Raw genomic sequence first — 19459 nt, 5'->3', positions numbered from 1 at the left:
CTTGAATCCGTTAGCGAGTCAGCGAGATTAAGCTATCCAGCAACACATCAGGCCGTTCGCCTGACAAATGTGCGTCCACAGGTAAATACCACCAGTTATCATCAGCAAATGCGCGGCATTTAACCGCATCTTTTTCCGTCATCACCAGCGTTTGCCCTGCGTCTGAAAACGCACTGACGTCACTGTAGGTCAGAGATTGATGATCTGCCAGCGCAATACATTTTTGTGGTTTGGCTCCGCACGCTTCAAGCGTGGCAAAAAAACGTGGCGGATGACCAATACCCGCCATGGCGACAATATTGGTTAGCTGTGCCACATCACGGCGTTCACCCGTGCGTAAATTAACGGCCCGCCCTGGTTCAAGTCGCATGGGGATCTCCCCCGGCTGTGGACTGCCGCCGTTAACGATTGTCGCATCCACCGATTTAAGCCGGCCTGCGCGTTCCCGCATTGGACCGGCAGGAAGCCACCAGCCATTGCCAAACCGACGCTCGCCGTCAATCACCACGATTTCAACATCTCGCGCCAGACGATAGTGCTGCAGACCATCGTCCGTCACAATAATCTGCACATCATGATGCGCCAAAATAGCTTTTACCGCATCCGCTCTGTTCGGAGAGACCGCTACAGGCACGCCGGTACGCTGGTAGATGAGCACCGGTTCATCGCCCGCTTCTGCAGTCGTGGTATCCGTTGTCAGCAACAGCGGGTAAGCTGCGGCTTTTCCGCCATAACCACGAGAAACCACGCCTACGCGGATACCACGTTGCTGTAGTCGTTCAACCAGCCAAATCACCACCGGCGTTTTACCGTTCCCGCCTGCGGTAAGGTTTCCCACTACGACCACTGGTACCGGCGCGCGCCATGTGCGCTTGAGCCCAAGTTTGTAGCATAAGCGGATCCCCCCACTCACCAGGCCATACAGCCAGGAGAGTGGAAGTAATAAGCGCCACAGCGGCGATTCACCAGACCAGATACGTGCGATCATTGACCAAATTGCATTTTGTGTAATTGCGCATACACGCCGCGTTGCTCAATCAGCTCGTTATGGGTTCCGCGCTCAACAATCACCCCGTCTTCCACCACGATGATTTCATCCGCCTGCTCAATGGTAGAAAGACGGTGTGCAATGACCAGAGAAGTACGGTTTTTCTGTAGCTCATCCAGTGCCGCCTGAATCGCGCGTTCGGATTCAGTATCGAGAGCCGACGTAGCTTCATCAAGGATCAGGATCGGACTGTCACGCAGTAAGGCACGGGCGATAGCGATACGTTGGCGCTGTCCACCGGAAAGCAGTACGCCGTTTTCGCCAATCACCGTATCCAGACCATTATCCATCTTATTGATGAAATCCATGGCATAGGCCATCTGCGCCGCTTTTTCAATCTGTTCGCGACTGTATAAATCGGTACGCGCGTAGGCGATGTTATTGGCTACCGTATCGTTAAACAGGTGCACATTCTGCGAAACCAAAGCAACCTGATCGCGCAGGGATGCGAGGGTATATTCGCGCAGATCGTGTCCGTCCATCAGAATCTGCCCTTCATCGATATCGTAGAAGCGCGTGATCAGGCTGGCGATGGTGGATTTACCTGAACCCGAACGCCCCACCAGAGCGACAGTTTTGCCCGCCGGAATATTCAGGTTGATGTTACGCAGCGCAGGGGCTTCACGTCCTGGATAAGTAAAGGTCACATTGCGGAATTCCAGATCGCCGGTAGCGCGTTCGATAACGCGTTTACCTTCGTCTTTCTCCTGTTCGCTATCCAGAATCGTAAATAAGGTCTGGCATGCCGCCATACCACGCTGGAACTGCGCGTTGACGTTAGTCAGCGATTTCAACGGACGCATCAGCGCGATCATTGACGAGAAAACAACGGTAATGGTCCCTGCCGTCAGGTTTTCCATGACGCTTGGGAAACTGGCTGCATATAACACAAAGGCCAGAGCCAGAGACGCAATCAACTGGATGATAGGATCGGAGATAGAAGAGGCGGAAACCATCTTCATCCCCTGTAAGCGCATCTTGTTGCTGACTTTATCAAAGCGTTTGGTTTCGACTTCCTGACCACCAAAAATCAGAACTTCCTTGTGGCCTTTCAGCATCTGCTCCGCACTGGTCGTAACCTGCCCCATGGTGTTTTGCATATTTTTACTGATGCTACGAAAGCGCTTAGAAACCACACGAATCGCCACTGACACAATTGGCGCCAGTACTATCAGGATCAATGACAGCTGCCAGCTGTAATAGAACATCATGATGAACAGGCCAATAATTGACGCCCCTTCACGTACCACGGTGATCAGCGCACCGGAAGACGATGACGCAACCTGTTCTGAATCATAGGTAATACGTGACAGCAACGTACCTGTAGACTGTTTATCAAAAAAGGAGACTGGCATGCCCATCATGTGACCAAACAGGCGGCGGCGCATGGTCATAACCACTTTGCCTGACACCCATGAGATACAGTAGCTGGAGACATAGCTGGTTAAGCCACGAACTATCATCAGCCCAATGACCACCAGCGGCATCCACAACAGCACCGAGCGGTCAGTTTTACCAAAACCATCATCCAGTAATGGCTTAAGGAGCGATAACATGAAGGTATCGCTGGCCGCGTTAAGGATTAACGCTATACCCGCCACGATCAGACCCGATTTAAAAGGCGCTATGGTTGGCCATAGTCGGCGAAACGTCTGCCACGTAGAGAGATCTTTATCGTTATGCATTCAAAAAACCAGCATTTGTTAGAATAGCCGCATATTCTACCCGTTATCCTCCGACACGCCAAACCACTGATGATACCAACGGGGTAAAATCTGATCCCGCATGCTGCGTATTTGCCAGGTTTTCGGGTAAAAATCCAGCGTAATCTGCCCCTGATGTGGCGTATCCAGCCATTGATAATCTTGTTGCCGATAGCGCCGCTTCACCTTCCAGGAAGGCAGTCGCCATGCATTATAACGGGATGCCGAGGCTAATGCCGCCTGTCCGCCAACTCGCTGAATCAGCGCCAGTGATGATGATGTATTGCTGCCATGGTGTGGAACCTGCATAACAGTAGCCTGCAGATGCGACCAGTAGTGACTTAGCATTTTTTGTTCAGCGGGAGACTCAATATCCCCGGTCAGAAGAATACTCTGATGTCCGTCATCGACTTTAACCACGCAGGATTGGTTATTCCCTTGCGCTGTATTTCCGCGCACCGGCCAATGCGCACTGAACGTTAATCCTTGCCATTGCCAGCGTTCCCCGCGAAAACACGGGAGATGACCTTTCCAGCCTAGTGGGCTTCTTATCCATAAGAATGGCCATGCTTGTTGCAGCGAGCGCAACCCTCCCCGATGATCCATATGCTCGTGACTTAAAATAACCCCTTCAGGCTCGAGGTTGTGCCAGCGTAACCAGGGAATGATCAGTTGCTGCGCGCTATCGCCCTCAGGCCATGCCAGACCCGTATCATAAAGAATCGCTTTTCCATTGCGGGCGATCACCATCGCCAGTCCCTGCCCGACGTCCAGCATATGCACTTGCCATGCGTCCGTGCGTGGCGCTCGCCAGAGCGGTTCACTCAGCAAAAATAGCGCCGTGAAACAAAGCATCGGTAGAGTACGCCAGGCATTCAGTCGCCATGCGATGAGCATCAGCCCAGGTGCCAATGCAAGCCATTGCCAGCGGGCATCTATGTTAATCCAGCCTTGAGGCAAAGCATTAAGTCCCCCAAATAACAGCGCCAGAGACCGATCGGCTAAATACCACAGTCCCGACTCCAGCCCTCCCAGACCGGTTAAATGTACGAGCATGCCGGCTAGTATCAGCGGTACGGAAATAAACGTGACCAGCGGTACGGCAAATATATTAGCCACCAATGAAGTCAGGCTTATGCCGTGAAACATCGAAATTTGCACAGGCAAAAGCAGAATCGTGATACCCAGTTGCAGATGAGCGAGCGCCAGCAGTATGCGTCCAATGCGAGAGAGCGACCAGGCAGGTAAAGGTACCCACTGATACCAGAATATCAGCGCCGCGACGGCAAAAGCAGACAACCACAGACTTTGTGACAGAATAGCGAGAGGATCAGCCACCACGATGGCTGCGAGACAACAGACCCAGACCGACCATCCGCTCCACTGCCTGCCGCTTAGCTTCAGCGCCCCCCAGACCATCAGCGCGACAATCGTGCGCAATGCAGGCGGCTGAAGCCCCGTTAACCAGGCATAAAATGTCGCGCAGATAATCCCGCCAATCAATGGAACCTGCCAGCAAATCCATCTGGTTGGCATAAAAAATTGTCCACCGCGAATCAGTCCTCCCGCCAAAAGTGCGGCAAACGCAATATGCAGCCCGGAGATAGCCATCAAATGCGCCGTGCCGGTATCACGCATAATGGCTTTTACCTCTTGTGACACGGACAAGCGCTCTCCCATTCCCAGCCCCAGTATGACCTGCTGCCAGGGATAGTCGGCGAGTGCCATTTTCAGCGAGGCAAGATATCGCGAACGTAAACTACAGTGTGGCGCGATGACCGAAGCCTGTAAGAACCGTCCCGTCAGCGGCCGATGCTGTGCTAACGCGTGACGTTGACTGTCAAATCCTCCCTCATTTAATTGACCGTGTACGGCGCGAACTTTCAGCGTCATCGCCCATGTCTGGCCCGCGCAAACGTCGCCGGGCAGGTACTGCCCATACAGCACAATTCCTTGCGCAGGAAAGATTCGCCGCCCCTGCAGGTGCGTGATCTGACCATAGTGCGTGGTCATATTGTCGGTTCCGGTTATGCGCACAATTGCCTGCTGGTTTTTAGCAGGAAGCGTATTACCCGCCCAAAGTGCATCTTTCGCCGCCATTATTCCCCAAAGAAAAAACAGCAGGGTCAACCCGGCGAAACGCATATGTTTGTGGGGAAAAAGGCAGAGCAGACATGCCAGACAAAATACAACGCTGATGCTCAGCATCTCAGGTAGCGCGGGTAATAGCATCAGAGGAAGAATGCCGCACAATGCACACGTACTCACCGTTGTTATTTTCATCAATACCTCCCTGTTGCGGGGAGTGTGTAGTAATACTCAACAGTTGTCTGGCGACAATTTACTGTTATACGGCACGCGTTCCGCTGATCTTTGGCGGCGGATGTAACATGCGAATTAATTGGGATGGGGATTCCAGTATGGGCCTGCAGAAATGAAAAAAGCACCCATGCAGGTGCTTTCCTCGGCGTTAAGTCTCGCTAAAAACTTAACCGTAAATATTGGCGCGATCGCGCAGTTCTTTACCTGGTTTAAAGTGCGGAACGTATTTCCCTTCCAGATCCACTTTATCGCCGGTCTTCGGATTACGTCCGGTGCGAGGTGCGCGGTAATGCAAAGAGAAGCTGCCGAAACCGCGGATTTCAATACGCTCGCCCTGCGCAAGAGTCGAGGCCATATGTTCCAGCATCTCTTTTACTGCATCTTCAACCGCTTTCGCGGGAATATGAGGTTGCTGGGTTGCAAGTCTTTCAATCAATTCTGACTTGGTCATGATTCCTCCGGTTCCTTAAAGGCATAATTAGCTGCTGCATTGATTAAGGGCGGCCGTAGCCGCCCTTTGTCATTGATTACAGGACGAATCCTGTAATCTGTCAAGCTACTCGTCACCCTTTGTGCTGTTAACGGCACAAAGGATTTAGAGAACTTGATATTACTCGCCTTTAGCTGCTTTGAAAGCTTCAGCCATTGCGTTGTTAGAGAAGTTTGCATCTTCCTGTTTGTTAACAGTTGCGATTGCATCTTTCTCATCAGCTTCGTCTTTAGCACGAACAGACAGGCTGATTGCACGGTTCTTACGATCAACGCCGGTGAATTTAGCTTCAACGTCGTCGCCTACGCTCAGAACCAGAGTTGCATCTTCAACGCGGTCACGGGAAGCTTCAGAAGCGCGCAGGTAACCTTCAACGCCGTCAGCCAGTTCTACGGTTGCGCCTTTAGCGTCAACTGCAGTGACTTTACCGTTTACGATTGCGCCTTTCTTGTTCAGTGCAACCCAGTTGTTGAACGGATCTTCTGCGAGCTGTTTAACGCCCAGAGAGATACGCTCACGCTCTGCGTCAACCTGCAGAACAACTGCTGCGATTTCGTCGCCTTTTTTGTATTCACGAACTGCTTCTTCGCCTGCAACGTTCCAGGAGATGTCAGACAGGTGAACCAGGCCGTCGATGCCGCCGTCCAGGCCGATGAAGATACCGAAGTCAGTGATAGACTTGATTTTACCTTCAACACGGTCGCCCTTGTTGTGGGTTTCCGCGAACTGCTGCCATGGGTTGTTTTTGCACTGCTTCAGACCCAGGGAGATACGACGACGTTCTTCGTCGATATCCAGAACCATAACTTCCACTACATCGCCAACGTTAACAACTTTGGACGGGTGGATGTTTTTGTTGGTCCAATCCATTTCGGAAACGTGAACCAGGCCTTCAACGCCTTCTTCGATTTCAACGAAGCAGCCGTAGTCGGTCAGGTTGGTCACGCGACCAGTCAGTTTGGTACCTTCCGGATAACGCTTAGCGATAGCTACCCATGGATCTTCGCCCAGCTGTTTCAGGCCCAGAGATACACGAGTACGCTCGCGGTCGAACTTCAGCACTTTAACAGTGATTTCGTCGCCAACGTTTACGATTTCGCTCGGATGCTTAACGCGTTTCCATGCCATGTCGGTGATGTGCAGCAGGCCGTCAACGCCACCCAGATCAACGAATGCACCGTAGTCAGTGAGGTTCTTAACGATACCTTTAACTTCCATGCCTTCCTGCAGGTTTTCCAGCAGCTGATCGCGTTCTGCGCTGTTTTCGGATTCGATAACGGCACGACGGGAAACAACAACGTTGTTACGCTTCTGATCCAGCTTGATGACTTTGAACTCAAGCTCTTTGCCTTCCAGGTGCAGCGTGTCGCGGACCGGACGAACGTCTACCAGGGAACCCGGCAGGAACGCGCGAATACCATTCAGCTCAACAGTGAAGCCACCCTTGACTTTGCCATTGATAACACCAGTAACGGTTGCAGCTTCTTCGTAAGCTTTTTCCAGCGTGATCCAAGCTTCGTGACGTTTAGCTTTCTCACGGGACAGCAGGGTTTCACCGAAGCCGTCTTCTACTGCATCCAGAGCAACGTCAACTTCGTCACCAACCTGGATTTCCAGCTCGCCCTGGGCGTTTTTGAACTGCTCTGCCGGAATGGCGGACTCAGATTTCAGACCAGCGTCAACCAGTACTACGTCTTTGTCGATAGCAACAACAACACCACGAACGATGGAACCCGGACGGGTTTCGATTTCTTTTAAGGATTCTTCAAACAGTTGAGCAAAAGATTCAGTCATGTTTAATCTTCAGGTTTCATATTTAACGTCCACCTGGCTCCATGCCGGATGGGGTTGTTTAACATACCCGCTGTCAGTCCATTGCAACGGGGGTACTGCAAATTCGGTCGCACTTAAGCGAGTGCCAGTTTTTGGCGCGCATATTGTAACGCTTTTTCAATCACTTGCTCAATGCTTAATCGGGTTGAATCCAAAACTAAAGCATCAGCAGCGGGAACCAGCGGCGCTACAGCACGGTTACGATCGCGGTAATCGCGTTCCTCGATCTCGGCCAAAAGGCGTTCAAAGTTAACACTAAAGCCCTTCTCCTGCAACTGTAGCATACGTCTATGCGCACGTTCGTGCGAGGAGGCGTCCAGAAAAATTTTCACCGGCGCATCCGGGAACACGACGGTTCCCATATCGCGTCCGTCGGCAATCAGTCCAGGCGCTTCGCGAAACGCGCGTTGACGACGTAAAAGCGCTTCGCGCACGCGGGGAAAAGCAGCCACCTGGGATGCGGCATTCGCCACTTCCTGAGTGCGGATTTCGCCACTAACATCTTCACCTTCCAGAATGACTTCCAGGTTGCCGTCCGTTGAGATAAAACGCACATCCAGGTGTGAGGCAAGCGGTACCAGAGCATCTTCAGAGGTGACATCGACATGGTGATGTAACGCTGCGAGCGCCAGTACGCGATAGATCGCGCCTGAATCTAACAGATGCCACTGCAATGCTTCCGCCATTGCCTTGCACAAGGTGCCTTTACCTGCACCGCTTGGGCCATCAATGGTAATAACCGGGGCAATTGCCGTCATCTTTTTCTCCTTAAACGGGCATACGTTAACGTGAACGCCGCGCATTATACGCGCCAACGACAACGATCGTTATCTTTGTGTGAAAAATGCAGAATCATTGAAGCTGAGTGTAGAAGAAATAGACAATCGGAGATGGCAGAATGTGCCGCACCGGGTAGTGCGGCAATAAAATCAGGCAGGTGTACTAATACGCGCCAACTGTTCGAAATAATCCGGGAAAGTTTTGGCGGTACATTTGGGGTCAAGAATGGTCACAGGGGTATCAGACAGCGCCACCAGCGAGAAACACATCGCCATACGGTGATCGTTATAGGTTGCGATATCCGCAAACTTCAGCGTCGCTGGTGGTGTGATGCGGATGAAATCATGCCCCTCTTCAACTTCCGCGCCCACTTTGCGTAATTCCGTCGCCATCGCAAACAGACGGTCGGTCTCTTTGACGCGCCAGTTGTAGATGTTGCGTAGGGTGGTGGTGCCTTTAGCAAACAGCGCGGCCGTGGCAATAGTCATCGCCGCGTCGGGAATATGGTTCATATCCATATCCACTGCGTTCAGTTCGCCGTGAGTACAGGCAATAAAATCATCCCCCCAGGTAATGGTCGCGCCCATTTTCTCCAGTACATCAGCAAAGCGAATATCGCCCTGCATACTGTTGCGGCCAATCCCGGTGACTTTAACCGTGCCGCCTTTAATGGCGCCCGCCGCGAGGAAGTATGAAGCAGAAGAAGCATCGCCCTCAACCAGATAGGCGCCCGGAGACTGATACTGCTGCTGCCCCTGCACGACAAAGCGCTGGTAGTTCTGATTCTCAATTTCAACACCAAACGTCTTCATCAGATTCAGGGTGATATCAATATAAGGTTTAGATACCAGCTCGCCTTTAATCGCGATCGTCGTATCCTGCGGCGCCAGCGGTGCAGTCATCAGTAGCGCAGTGAGGAACTGGCTGGATACGCTGCCGTCCACCTCAACCTGACCGCCGCTAAAACCACCGCGCAAACGAAGTGGCGGATAGTTTTCCTGCTCCAGGTACTCAATGTTGGCTCCCCCCTGGCGCAGCGCATCAACCAGATGGCCAATCGGGCGCTCCTTCATGCGCGGTTCGCCTGTCAACACGATGTCATTGCTGCCAAGGCACAGCGCAGCGGCCAGCGGACGCATTGCGGTTCCGGCATTGCCAAGAAACAGTTCCACTGCCCTTTCGGCATGTAATGCGCCGCCGTTGCCGATAATCTCGCAGCGGGTGCGATCGGCGGAAAGGGTATAGCTAATCCCTAACGCATTGAGTGCATTGAGCATATGGCGGACATCATCGCTGTCCAGCAGGTTGGTCAGGACAGTGGTGCCATTTGCTAATGCGGCCAGCAGCAAAGCGCGGTTAGAAACACTTTTGGATCCAGGCAGATTGATGGTGCCATCCACCCGCGCAATGGGTTGTAACGTCAGGGATTCCATGAAACTCAACTCTCAAAACAGATATAAAAACCCCACAGGCGGACTGTGGGGATGAAAGTACAGCAGATTAACCGCGGCGGCGTTCGAAATCGACCATGAAATCGGTCAGTGCTTTTACGCCTTCGAGCGGCATCGCATTATAGATAGACGCACGCATACCGCCGACCACACGGTGCCCTTTTAGCGCATGCAGACCCGCAGCGAAAGACTCCTCCAGGAAGAGTTTATCCAGGGCGCTGTCAGCCAGTTGGAACGGGACGTTCATACGTGAACGGTTCGACTTCGCGACATCGTTACGATAGAAGTCGCTGTTGTCGATCACGCCATACAACAGCTCTGCTTTTTGCTGGTTAATTTTATTCATCGCATTAACACCGCCCTGCTCTTTGAGCCACTTAAAGACCAGGCCAGACAGATACCAGGCAAAGGTTGGCGGCGTGTTGAACATGGAGTCGTTGTCATTTAGCACGGTATAGTCAAGGATTGACGGGCATGAAACATGCGCTTTACCCAGCAGATCTTCGCGTACAATGACAATCGTCAGTCCCGCAGGACCAATGTTTTTCTGCGCCCCGGCATAGATTACGCCATAGCGGCTAACATCAAGCGGCGCGGAGAGGATAGTAGAAGAGAGATCCGCCGTAACCACCACATTGCTGGCAAAGTTCGGCGTTTCATCAATCGCAATGCCATCGATGGTTTCATTCGGGCAATAGTGCAGGTACGCGGCGTTGTCAGAAAGCTGCCATTCGCTCATTGGCTTAACAGCGCGCAGACCGTCAACGGTGACTTTGGCATCGATAACGTTTGGCGTGCAGTACTTTTTCGCTTCTTTAATCGCACTGGCAGCCCAGTAACCGGCATCGACGTAATCCGCTGTCGTTTTATCACCGAGAATATTTAACGGGATACCGGCGAATTGCCCACGGCCACCGCCATGACAGAACAACACTTTATAGTTAGAGGGGATGCTGAGGAGATCGCGAAAATCCTGCTCTGCTTCCTCTGCCACCTGGATAAACTCTTTGCCCCGGTGGCTAATTTCCATGACCGACGTGCCAAGACCGTTCCAGTCGCGAAGATCCTGTTGAGCCAGTTTAAGTACTTCCGCCGGTAGCATTGCCGGACCTGAACTAAAATTGAAGACCTGAGCCATTTCCCCTCACCACGTTGTGTTGTTATCCAATCAACATCCTGTCATTGACGATAATCCTGTGACAGACATTGGGTATAAGTTATTCCTGTGGATATCGGTTTTATCATTCAGTGACACGCGCCGCAATGGGTAAAACTGAGCGGGGTAAAAATGAGTCATAGGTCACACAACAGAATCTATCGGATTGACGGGTAAAAACCGAGATTTTCGCTGTCAGGTGACCCGTTTTGCCCGACTGGCCTTCGACCATTCTGGATTTGCGCAGCGCGGACATAATTGATGATCCCCCGCGCTCATTTGCACCACTTCACTACACCGTACACATGCATAGTCGCCTGTTTCAGGCACCACCTTAAATCGCTGTGTACAATGTTTAGGCAGAATGCTGAGTCCCGGTTTTACGTCTTCATCGGCAAAGAAGTAAACGCTGATCTGCCCATTCGTCTCCAGAATAGCGAGTTTCACCTGCCCCAGTTGCTCTACGCCGTTCAAACGCAGCTCCATAAAGAATTCGAATTCCGTCATATTGGCGCGATTAAGCTTTGACCATGACAATTCACCGTCTTCAATGATGACCACTGGCTTACCTTCCAGTAGATCTTCCAGCTTTTCGCTGTGTGACATCAGCCACATGACAAGACGATAAAGCAGCGCCAGGGTAATAAAAACCACCAGCACCGGAATCATCGGCACATCGTCATAAAACGCCACATCGCCCGCCGCTGAGCCCAGCGTAAGAATAATCAGCACTTCAAAAAGCGACATCTGCCGTACGCCACGCCGCCCCGTTAGCTTTAAAAACAGAAAAACCAATATAAAGGTATAGAGACTACGCAGCGCAACCTCGCCAAGAAACTCCATTGGCACCTTATCCAGTGCCATACGCTGTAAATCGAATGCTTTCATTTTGTGCTCTTAACATTGTTGACTGTGTGAAAGCATAGCCAATAGTTTTATTTACGCCTGGGCTCCGGCGGCGATAGCGCCGTTCATTGAAAACCCGTATCATTGCGCGCTTTCCGTACGACAAAAGTGATTTTCATGACGCAAACATTTATTCCCGGCAAAGATGCCGCTCTGGAAGACTCCATCGCTCGCTTCCAGCAAAAATTACTCGACCTTGGTTTTCAGATTGAAGAAGCCTCCTGGTTGAACCCTGTGCCTAACGTTTGGTCTGTGCATATTCGCGACAAAGAATGCGCGCTGTGCTTTACCAACGGTAAAGGCGCGACGAAAAAAGCGGCGCTGGCCTCCGCGCTGGGCGAATATTTTGAGCGTCTGTCTACGAACTACTTCTTTGCGGATTTCTGGCTGGGCGAAACCATCGCCAACGGCCCGTTCGTGCATTATCCGAACGAAAAATGGTTCCCGCTGACGGAAGATGATGACGTGCCGGAAGGTCTGCTGGATGCGCGTCTGCGCGCGTTTTACGATCCAGAAAACGAATTGACCGGAAGCATGCTTATCGACCTGCAATCCGGAAATGAAGATCGTGGCGTCTGCGGCCTGCCGTTTACCCGTCAGTCTGATAACCAGACTGTCTATATTCCGATGAATATTATCGGCAATCTGTACGTTTCTAACGGTATGTCTGCGGGTAACACACCTAACGAAGCGCGCGTTCAGGGCCTGTCTGAAGTCTTTGAACGTTATGTGAAGAACCGCATTATCGCGGAAAGCATCAGCCTGCCGGAAATCCCGGCCGAGGTGATGGCGCGTTACCCGGCGGTAGTGGAGTCCATCGCCACACTAGAAGCGGAAGGTTTCCCGATTTTCGCCTACGATGGCTCGCTGGGCGGCAAATACCCGGTGATTTGCGTTGTCCTGTTCAACCCGGCCAACGGTACCTGCTTTGCGTCCTTCGGCGCGCACCCGGATTTCGGCGTTGCGCTGGAGCGTACCGTTACCGAACTGCTGCAGGGTCGTGGTCTGAAAGATCTTGATGTCTTCACCCCGCCAACCTTCGACGATGAAGAAGTGGCTGAACACACTAACCTTGAAACCCACTTCATTGATTCCAGCGGTCTGATCTCCTGGGATCTGTTCAAACAGGATGCTGATTATCCGTTCGTTGACTGGAATTTCTCCGGCACTACGGAAGAAGAGTTCGCCACCCTGATGACCATCTTCAACGCAGAAGATAAAGAAGTGTATATCGCCGACTACGAACATCTGGGGGTATACGCCTGCCGCATTATCGTTCCGGGGATGTCTGACATCTACCCGGCTGAAGATCTGTGGTTAGCCAACAACGCAATGGGTACGCATCTGCGCGAAACGATCCTCTCTCTGCCAGGCAGTGAGTGGGATAAAGAAGACTATCTCAATCTGCTCGAACAACTGGATGAAGAAGGTTTTGACGACTTCACCCGCGTACGCGAACTGCTTGGTCTGGCGACCGGCGCAGATAACGGTTGGTATACCCTGCGCATTGGCGAGCTCAAAGTAATGCTGGCGCTGGCCGGTGGTGACCTGGAGCAAGCGCTGGTATGGACAGAATGGACGATGGAATTCAACGCCTCCGTGTTTAGCGCTGAACGTGCAAACTACTACCGTTGCCTGCAAACGCTGCTGCTATTGTCGCAGGAAGAGGAGCGTCAGCCGCTGCAATATCTGAACGCGTTTGTCCGCATGTACGGCGCCGATGCGGTTGAAGCGGCAAGTGCGGCATTGAGTGGTGAAGCCGCATTTTATGGTCTTCAGCCAGTAGACAGCGATCTGCACGCGTTCCCGGCGCATCAGTCTCTGCTGAAAGCCTATGAAAAACTGCAGCGCGCGAAAGCGGCGCACTGGTCAAAATAGTACCAAACAGCCTGCGTTAAGTAGGCTAAATGTATTGTCTGGGCTATATTACGGGGCGCTTTAAGCGCCCTGTTTTTTATTTTGGTCAAATCAAAAAATAAATGTAAAAGCAAGGTTAAATATTAGTAGTTGATATTAAAAAAATTAGCTTATTAATGTGGCTTTTTATCTCAATTACTCCATATTAATTAACTGTCCAGCAGGAGGCTGAAAGAAAAAATTCAACTCACTTTATAATTTTTAAAATTTATTTTTACATGGGTAATCAATAAGTTACTCCGCATTTGCATAAAAACCATGCGTCTTGCGGGCCTATAAGCCAGGCGAGATATGATCTATATCAAATTCTCATCTATAATGCTTTGTTAGTATCTCGTCGCCGACTTAATAAAGAGAGAGTTAGTGTGAAAGCTGACAACCCTTTTGATCTTTTACTTCCTGCTGCAATGGCCAAAGTTGCCGAAGAAGCAGGCGTCTATAAAGCAACGAAACATCCGCTTAAGACGTTCTATCTGGCAATTACTGCCGGTGTATTCATTTCAATTGCCTTTGTTTTCTATATCACCGCCACAACCGGTACCGGCACCATGCCTTTTGGCATGGCAAAATTAATAGGTGGTATCTGCTTTTCCCTGGGGCTGATCCTTTGTGTTATCTGCGGTGCAGACCTCTTCACCTCAACCGTACTGATTGTTGTTGCTAAAGCCAGTGGTCGTATTACCTGGGGACAGTTGGCTAAAAACTGGCTTAACGTTTATGTCGGCAACCTGATTGGCGCCCTGATCTTCGTGTTACTTATGTGGCTTTCCGGCGAGTATATGACCGCCAACGGCGCGTGGGGACTCAACGTCCTGCAAACAGCCGACCACAAAGTACACCATACTTTTGTTGAAGCGGTGAGCCTCGGTATCCTGGCTAACCTGATGGTGTGTCTGGCCGTATGGATGAGCTACTCAGGTCGCAGCCTGATGGACAAAGCGTTTATCATGGTATTACCGGTCGCAATGTTTGTTGCCAGCGGTTTTGAGCACAGTATCGCAAACATGTTTATGATCCCTATGGGTATTGTAATACGCGATTTCGCCACCCCGGAATTCTGGACCGCTGTCGGTTCTTCTCCGGAGAATTTTTCTCACCTGACCGTGATGAATTTCATCACCGATAACCTGATTCCGGTTACGATCGGTAATATTATCGGCGGCGGTTTGTTGGTCGGGTTGACATACTGGGTCATTTACCTGCGTGGTAACGATCATCATTAATCTGTTGATGCCCATTACACGCAGTAAATAAAAAATCCACTTAAGAAGGTAGGTGTTACATGTCCGAGCTTAATGAAAAGTTAGCCACAGCCTGGGAAGGTTTTACCAAAGGTGACTGGCAGAATGAAGTAAACGTACGTGACTTCATTCAGAAAAACTACACTCCGTATGAGGGTGACGAGTCCTTCCTGGCTGGCGCTACTGACGCGACCACCAAGCTGTGGGACAGCGTAATGGAAGGCGTTAAACAGGAAAACCGCACTCACGCGCCTGTTGACTTTGACACCTCCGTTGCTTCTACCATCACTTCTCACGACGCTGGTTACATCAACAAAGCGCTGGAGAAAATTGTTGGTCTGCAGACTGAAGCTCCGCTGAAACGTGCGATCATTCCGTTCGGCGGCATCAAAATGGTTGAAGGTTCCTGCAAAGCGTACAATCGCGAACTGGATCCGATGCTGAAAAAAATCTTCACCGAATACCGTAAAACCCACAACCAGGGCGTATTCGATGTTTATACCAAAGACATTCTGAACTGCCGTAAATCCGGTGTTCTGACTGGTCTGCCAGATGCGTATGGCCGTGGCCGTATCATCGGTGACTACCGTCGCGTTGCGCTGTACGGTATCGACTTCCTGATGAAAGACAAATACGCGCAGTTTGTTTCCCTGCAGTCTGACCTGGAAAACGGCGTAAACCTGGAAGCGACTATCCGTCTGCGTGAAGAAATCGCTGAACAGCACCGCGCGCTGGGTCAGATCAAAGAAATGGCAGCGAAATATGGCTGCGATATCTCTGGTCCGGCTACCAACGCTCAGGAAGCTATCCAGTGGACTTACTTCGGCTACCTGGCCGCGGTTAAATCTCAGAACGGCGCAGCAATGTCCTTCGGTCGCGTATCCACCTTCCTGGATGCATACATCGAACGTGATATCAAAGCAGGCAAAATCACTGAACAAGACGCTCAGGAAATGATTGACCACCTGGTCATGAAACTGCGTATGGTTCGCTTCCTGCGTACTCCGGAATATGATGAACTGTTCTCCGGTGACCCGATTTGGGCAACTGAATCTATCGGTGGTATGGGCGTTGATGGCCGTACTCTGGTTACCAAAAACAGCTTCCGCTTCCTGAACACCCTGTACACCATGGGTCCTTCTCCGGAGCCGAACATCACCGTTCTGTGGTCTGAAAAACTGCCTCTGAACTTCAAGAAATTCGCCGCTAAAGTGTCCATCGACACCTCTTCTCTGCAGTACGAGAACGATGACCTGATGCGTCCGGACTTCAACAACGACGACTACGCTATCGCTTGCTGCGTAAGCCCGATGGTTGTTGGTAAACAAATGCAGTTCTTCGGTGCGCGTGCAAACCTGGCGAAAACCATGCTGTACGCAATCAACGGCGGCGTTGATGAAAAACTGAAAATGCAGGTTGGTCCTAAATCTGAACCGATCAAAGGCGACGTTCTGAACTTCGACGAAGTGATGGACCGCATGGATCACTTCATGGACTGGCTGGCGAAGCAGTACGTCACCGCACTGAACGTTATCCACTACATGCACGACAAGTACAGCTACGAAGCCTCTCTGATGGCGCTGCACGACCGTGACGTTATCCGCACCATGGCGTGTGGTATCGCTGGTCTGTCCGTTGCTGCTGACTCCCTGTCTGCAATCAAATATGCGAAAGTTAAACCGATTCGTGACGAAGACGGTCTGGCTATCGACTTCGAAATCGAAGGCGAATACCCGCAGTTTGGTAACAACGACTCTCGTGTAGATGACATGGCGGTTGACCTGGTAGAACGTTTCATGAAGAAAATTCAGAAACTGACTACTTATCGTAACGCTATCCCGACTCAGTCTGTTCTGACCATCACCTCTAACGTGGTTTATGGTAAGAAAACGGGTAATACCCCAGACGGTCGTCGTGCTGGCGCGCCGTTCGGACCGGGTGCTAACCCAATGCACGGTCGTGACCAGAAAGGTGCTGTTGCCTCTCTGACCTCCGTAGCTAAACTGCCGTTTGCTTACGCTAAAGATGGTATCTCTTATACCTTCTCTATCGTTCCGAACGCACTGGGTAAAGACGACGAAGTTCGTAAGACTAACCTGGCTGGTCTGATGGATGGTTACTTCCACCACGAAGCGTCCATCGAAGGTGGTCAGCACCTGAACGTGAACGTCATGAACCGTGAAATGCTGCTGGATGCGATGGAACATCCGGAAAAATATCCGCAGCTGACCATCCGCGTTTCTGGCTACGCAGTACGTTTTAACTCCCTGACTAAAGAACAGCAGCAGGACGTTATTACTCGTACCTTCACTCAGACCATGTAATTGGTTTTGACTGAAATCGTACTTTAAAAAGCGTACAATAAAGGCTCCACGTAAGTGGGGCCTTTTTAATAGCCTGCTTTGTCAGCTATCTATACTTATGGATAGCAGCCAAAACAGACTCGACACAGTTAATAACTGTGCACTAACACAGGCCCCGGATGGGCCACATCTGGAGAAACACCGCAATGTCAGTTATTGGTCGCATTCACTCCTTTGAATCCTGTGGCACTGTAGACGGCCCGGGCATCCGTTTTATTACCTTCTTCCAGGGCTGCCTGATGCGCTGCCTGTATTGCCATAACCGTGACACATGGGATACGCACGGCGGTAAAGAAGTCACTGTCGACGAATTAATGAAAGAGGTGGTGACTTATCGCCACTTTATGAACGCCTCCGGTGGCGGCGTGACGGCATCCGGCGGTGAAGCCATCCTGCAGGCTGAGTTCGTACGTGACTGGTTCCGCGCCTGTAAAAAAGAAGGCATTCACACCTGCCTGGACACCAACGGTTTTGTTCGCCGCTACGATCCGGTAATTGATGAACTGCTGGAAGTCACCGACCTGGTGATGCTCGATCTCAAACAGATGAACGACGAAATCCACCAGAATCTGGTCGGCGTGTCTAACCATCGCACGCTGGAATTTGCTCGTTACCTGTCGAACAAAGACATTAAAGTGTGGATCCGTTACGTCGTCGTACCTGGCTGGTCTGACGATGACGACTCCGCGCACCGTCTGGGCGAATTTACCCGCGATATGGGCAACGTTGAAAAAATCGAGCTGCTACCTTACCACGAACTGGGCAAACACAAATGGGTAGCGATGGGCGAAGAGTACAAACTCGATGGCGTGAAGCCGCCGAAGAAAGAGACCATGGAGCGAGTGAAAGGCATCCTTGAGCAGTATGGTCATAAAGTGATGTATTAAGTCTTAAGGTGGGTAACAAACCAGTTACCCACCTCATGCCTTCTTAACGCCCTCTTCTCGCCAGCAGCGGGAAAATCAATCCCAGCCCAACAAGTACACCTGTTCGCATTCTGTTAAAACAGGTCAAATATGCGCGATAGAATTGGGCGTATGGCCCGTCTTGCGCAGCAGCATCAGTAGATAAATAAACGATACGCTGGCAATCATGATAAACAGCAAGCTATCTGAGTAATTCTGCATCAGCATTGCGGTAAACGAAGGGCCAAGCAGACTGCCAACGGTATAGCTTAATAGCAAAGCCTGATTCATGGCAACCAGTTGATGATGTTCCACCTTTTCACAGGCCCAGGCCATCGCGACCGGATAGAGAGTAAAACCTGCCGCACCCAACATAAATAATGCGGGGGCCATCGCCGCCTGATTCAGCATAGCAATACTTCCGACGATCACCACAAACACCTGGACGCGTAAGACCAGCAGGCGTCCCAGCTTGTCCGCCAGGCGGCCAATCGGCCATTGCCCCAGAATACCGGCGCTAACCAGAACCGCCATCCAGAAACCAATGCTGGCATTGCTTACTCCCTGATGGTTCAGATACAGCGGCATCAGGCCGTACAAAGAGCCCAGCACAATCCCGGAAATAATGCAGCCATTAACGCCCAGACGCGCCTGTCGCAGCTTCAGCATCGATACAATAGGGGTTGAGTGCTGTTCATCACCCTGCTGATTGGCGATGCGCGCAAAGAGCAGCGGTAGAACGCCAGCCAGGATGGTTCCCGTCACCCACGGCAGCACATTCATCAATTCTGTTGATACCTTACTGACCAGCAATTGTCCTAAAAACGTCCCCACGTAATAGATCATCATATAGGCGGCAAGCAAACGTCCGCGATTGCGCGAAGTCCCGCTGCACATCAGCGCACTTTCCACTACCACCCAAATCATGGCGCAGCCAACGCCGGCAATAAAGCGCCAGCTCATCCAGCTCCAGAATCCAACCATAACCCCCAGCCCAACACAGCCCGCGGCAAAAATAAACGAGGCGATGTAATAGCTGCGGTTAAATCCAAGGCGTTTAATTAAATACCCGGTCAGCAACGTCCCTACCAAATTACCGGTAAAGTAGGACGAACTCACCATACCGACCTGCCAGGTTGGCAGATTTTCATGGGCGAGCCAAAGCGGGACGAGCGTGTTTAACACGGCGATCGCCAGAGTCAACAGAAGCAGCCCGCACAGCAGAAGCATGACGGGACGGGTATAGATGGACATGAATAAAAACCGTGAGGAAGTTCAAATTTCATGCGCATCATGCCACTGCCAAAAACATTGTCAATCGGCGTAATCAAAGGGCTGAGGCGC

At 51.3% G+C, this 19459-nt stretch carries 14 protein-coding genes; 4 read left to right on the top strand and 10 right to left on the bottom strand.

The window, feature by feature from the left end:
- Positions 1–10: 10 nt before the first annotated feature.
- The 9 genes from lpxK to FDW97_RS00120 all read right to left on the bottom strand — a co-directional run bounded on the left by lpxK (position 11) and on the right by FDW97_RS00120 (position 11671).
- Entirely contained in the window at positions 11–988 is a 978-nt protein-coding gene (lpxK, locus tag FDW97_RS00160; RefSeq protein WP_137350468.1) for a tetraacyldisaccharide 4'-kinase, read from the bottom strand.
- Entirely contained in the window at positions 985–2733 is a 1749-nt protein-coding gene (gene msbA, locus FDW97_RS00155; RefSeq protein WP_038639312.1) for a lipid A ABC transporter ATP-binding protein/permease MsbA, read from the bottom strand. Before msbA ends, lpxK begins: the two co-directional genes overlap by 4 nt.
- Before the next feature lie 36 nt (positions 2734–2769).
- Entirely contained in the window at positions 2770–5034 is a 2265-nt protein-coding gene (locus FDW97_RS00150) for a ComEC family protein (protein WP_137350467.1), read from the bottom strand.
- A 205-nt stretch (positions 5035–5239) separates the two neighbouring features.
- A complete protein-coding gene (gene ihfB / locus FDW97_RS00145; RefSeq protein WP_003035780.1) occupies positions 5240–5524 on the bottom strand; it encodes an integration host factor subunit beta in 285 nt (94 codons plus the stop codon).
- Between the two features lie 159 nt (positions 5525–5683).
- Positions 5684–7357, bottom strand: a complete 1674-nt coding sequence (gene rpsA / locus FDW97_RS00140) for a 30S ribosomal protein S1 (RefSeq protein WP_003035776.1) — start codon at positions 7355–7357, stop codon at positions 5684–5686.
- A gap of 113 nt (positions 7358–7470) precedes the next feature.
- The gene (gene cmk / locus FDW97_RS00135) at positions 7471–8154 is read right to left on the bottom strand and encodes a (d)CMP kinase (protein WP_032939922.1); all 684 of its coding nucleotides are present in this window, start codon (positions 8152–8154) and stop codon (positions 7471–7473) included.
- A gap of 171 nt (positions 8155–8325) precedes the next feature.
- Positions 8326–9609: a 3-phosphoshikimate 1-carboxyvinyltransferase gene (gene aroA, locus FDW97_RS00130; RefSeq protein WP_085049195.1), complete on the bottom strand. Its 1284-nt coding sequence runs from the start codon at positions 9607–9609 to the stop codon at positions 8326–8328.
- Positions 9610–9676: 67 nt separating this feature from the next.
- Positions 9677–10765 (bottom strand): 3-phosphoserine/phosphohydroxythreonine transaminase, encoded by a 1089-nt coding sequence (serC, locus tag FDW97_RS00125; RefSeq protein WP_061381866.1) that lies wholly within the window; start codon positions 10763–10765, stop codon positions 9677–9679.
- 213 nt (positions 10766–10978) lie between these two features.
- Positions 10979–11671 carry a DUF421 domain-containing protein gene (locus FDW97_RS00120; protein ID WP_038639302.1) on the bottom strand — a complete coding sequence of 231 codons (693 nt, stop codon included), beginning with the start codon at positions 11669–11671 and terminating at the stop codon, positions 10979–10981.
- 135 nt (positions 11672–11806) lie between these two features.
- On the opposite strand from FDW97_RS00120, the gene ycaO reads away from it, so the two are divergent.
- The 4 genes from ycaO (at position 11807) to pflA (ending at position 18097) form a co-directional block, all read left to right on the top strand.
- The gene (gene ycaO, locus FDW97_RS00115; protein ID WP_137350466.1) at positions 11807–13567 is read left to right on the top strand and encodes a 30S ribosomal protein S12 methylthiotransferase accessory factor YcaO; all 1761 of its coding nucleotides are present in this window, start codon (positions 11807–11809) and stop codon (positions 13565–13567) included.
- A 404-nt stretch (positions 13568–13971) separates the two neighbouring features.
- A complete protein-coding gene (focA, locus tag FDW97_RS00110; protein WP_032939923.1) occupies positions 13972–14829 on the top strand; it encodes a formate transporter FocA in 858 nt (285 codons plus the stop codon).
- 59 nt (positions 14830–14888) lie between these two features.
- A complete protein-coding gene (gene pflB / locus FDW97_RS00105; protein WP_006685273.1) occupies positions 14889–17171 on the top strand; it encodes a formate C-acetyltransferase in 2283 nt (760 codons plus the stop codon).
- Between the two features lie 185 nt (positions 17172–17356).
- Positions 17357–18097, top strand: coding sequence for a pyruvate formate lyase 1-activating protein (pflA, locus tag FDW97_RS00100; protein WP_003035751.1), 741 nt, complete (start codon positions 17357–17359; stop codon positions 18095–18097).
- A 123-nt stretch (positions 18098–18220) separates the two neighbouring features.
- Here the strand turns inward: pflA and FDW97_RS00095 are convergent, their stop codons facing one another.
- Positions 18221–19369 carry an MFS transporter gene (locus FDW97_RS00095; protein WP_085049194.1) on the bottom strand — a complete coding sequence of 383 codons (1149 nt, stop codon included), beginning with the start codon at positions 19367–19369 and terminating at the stop codon, positions 18221–18223.
- Between the last annotated feature and the right edge of the window lie 90 nt (positions 19370–19459).

Source organism: Citrobacter sp. wls708, from assembly GCF_005281255.1.
GTDB lineage: Bacteria > Pseudomonadota > Gammaproteobacteria > Enterobacterales > Enterobacteriaceae > Citrobacter > Citrobacter werkmanii.
This window is presented reverse-complemented; position numbering and strand designations above follow the sequence as displayed.

What these genes read in the sequence shown, in the direction of transcription:
- FDW97_RS00150 (WP_137350467.1), bottom strand. Translation starts at nt 5,034, where the DNA reads ATGAAAATAACAACGGTGAGTACGTGTGCATTGTGCGGCATTCTTCCT.
- serC (WP_061381866.1), bottom strand. Translation starts at nt 10,765, where the DNA reads ATGGCTCAGGTCTTCAATTTTAGTTCAGGTCCGGCAATGCTACCGGCG.
- ihfB (WP_003035780.1), bottom strand. Translation starts at nt 5,524, where the DNA reads ATGACCAAGTCAGAATTGATTGAAAGACTTGCAACCCAGCAACCTCAT.
- lpxK (WP_137350468.1), bottom strand. Translation starts at nt 988, where the DNA reads ATGATCGCACGTATCTGGTCTGGTGAATCGCCGCTGTGGCGCTTATTA.
- msbA (WP_038639312.1), bottom strand. Translation starts at nt 2,733, where the DNA reads ATGCATAACGATAAAGATCTCTCTACGTGGCAGACGTTTCGCCGACTA.
- FDW97_RS00120 (WP_038639302.1), bottom strand. Translation starts at nt 11,671, where the DNA reads ATGAAAGCATTCGATTTACAGCGTATGGCACTGGATAAGGTGCCAATG.
- FDW97_RS00095 (WP_085049194.1), bottom strand. Translation starts at nt 19,369, where the DNA reads ATGTCCATCTATACCCGTCCCGTCATGCTTCTGCTGTGCGGGCTGCTT.
- aroA (WP_085049195.1), bottom strand. Translation starts at nt 9,609, where the DNA reads ATGGAATCCCTGACGTTACAACCCATTGCGCGGGTGGATGGCACCATC.
- rpsA (WP_003035776.1), bottom strand. Translation starts at nt 7,357, where the DNA reads ATGACTGAATCTTTTGCTCAACTGTTTGAAGAATCCTTAAAAGAAATC.
- cmk (WP_032939922.1), bottom strand. Translation starts at nt 8,154, where the DNA reads ATGACGGCAATTGCCCCGGTTATTACCATTGATGGCCCAAGCGGTGCA.
- ycaO (WP_137350466.1), top strand. Translation starts at nt 11,807, where the DNA reads ATGACGCAAACATTTATTCCCGGCAAAGATGCCGCTCTGGAAGACTCC.
- pflA (WP_003035751.1), top strand. Translation starts at nt 17,357, where the DNA reads ATGTCAGTTATTGGTCGCATTCACTCCTTTGAATCCTGTGGCACTGTA.
- pflB (WP_006685273.1), top strand. Translation starts at nt 14,889, where the DNA reads ATGTCCGAGCTTAATGAAAAGTTAGCCACAGCCTGGGAAGGTTTTACC.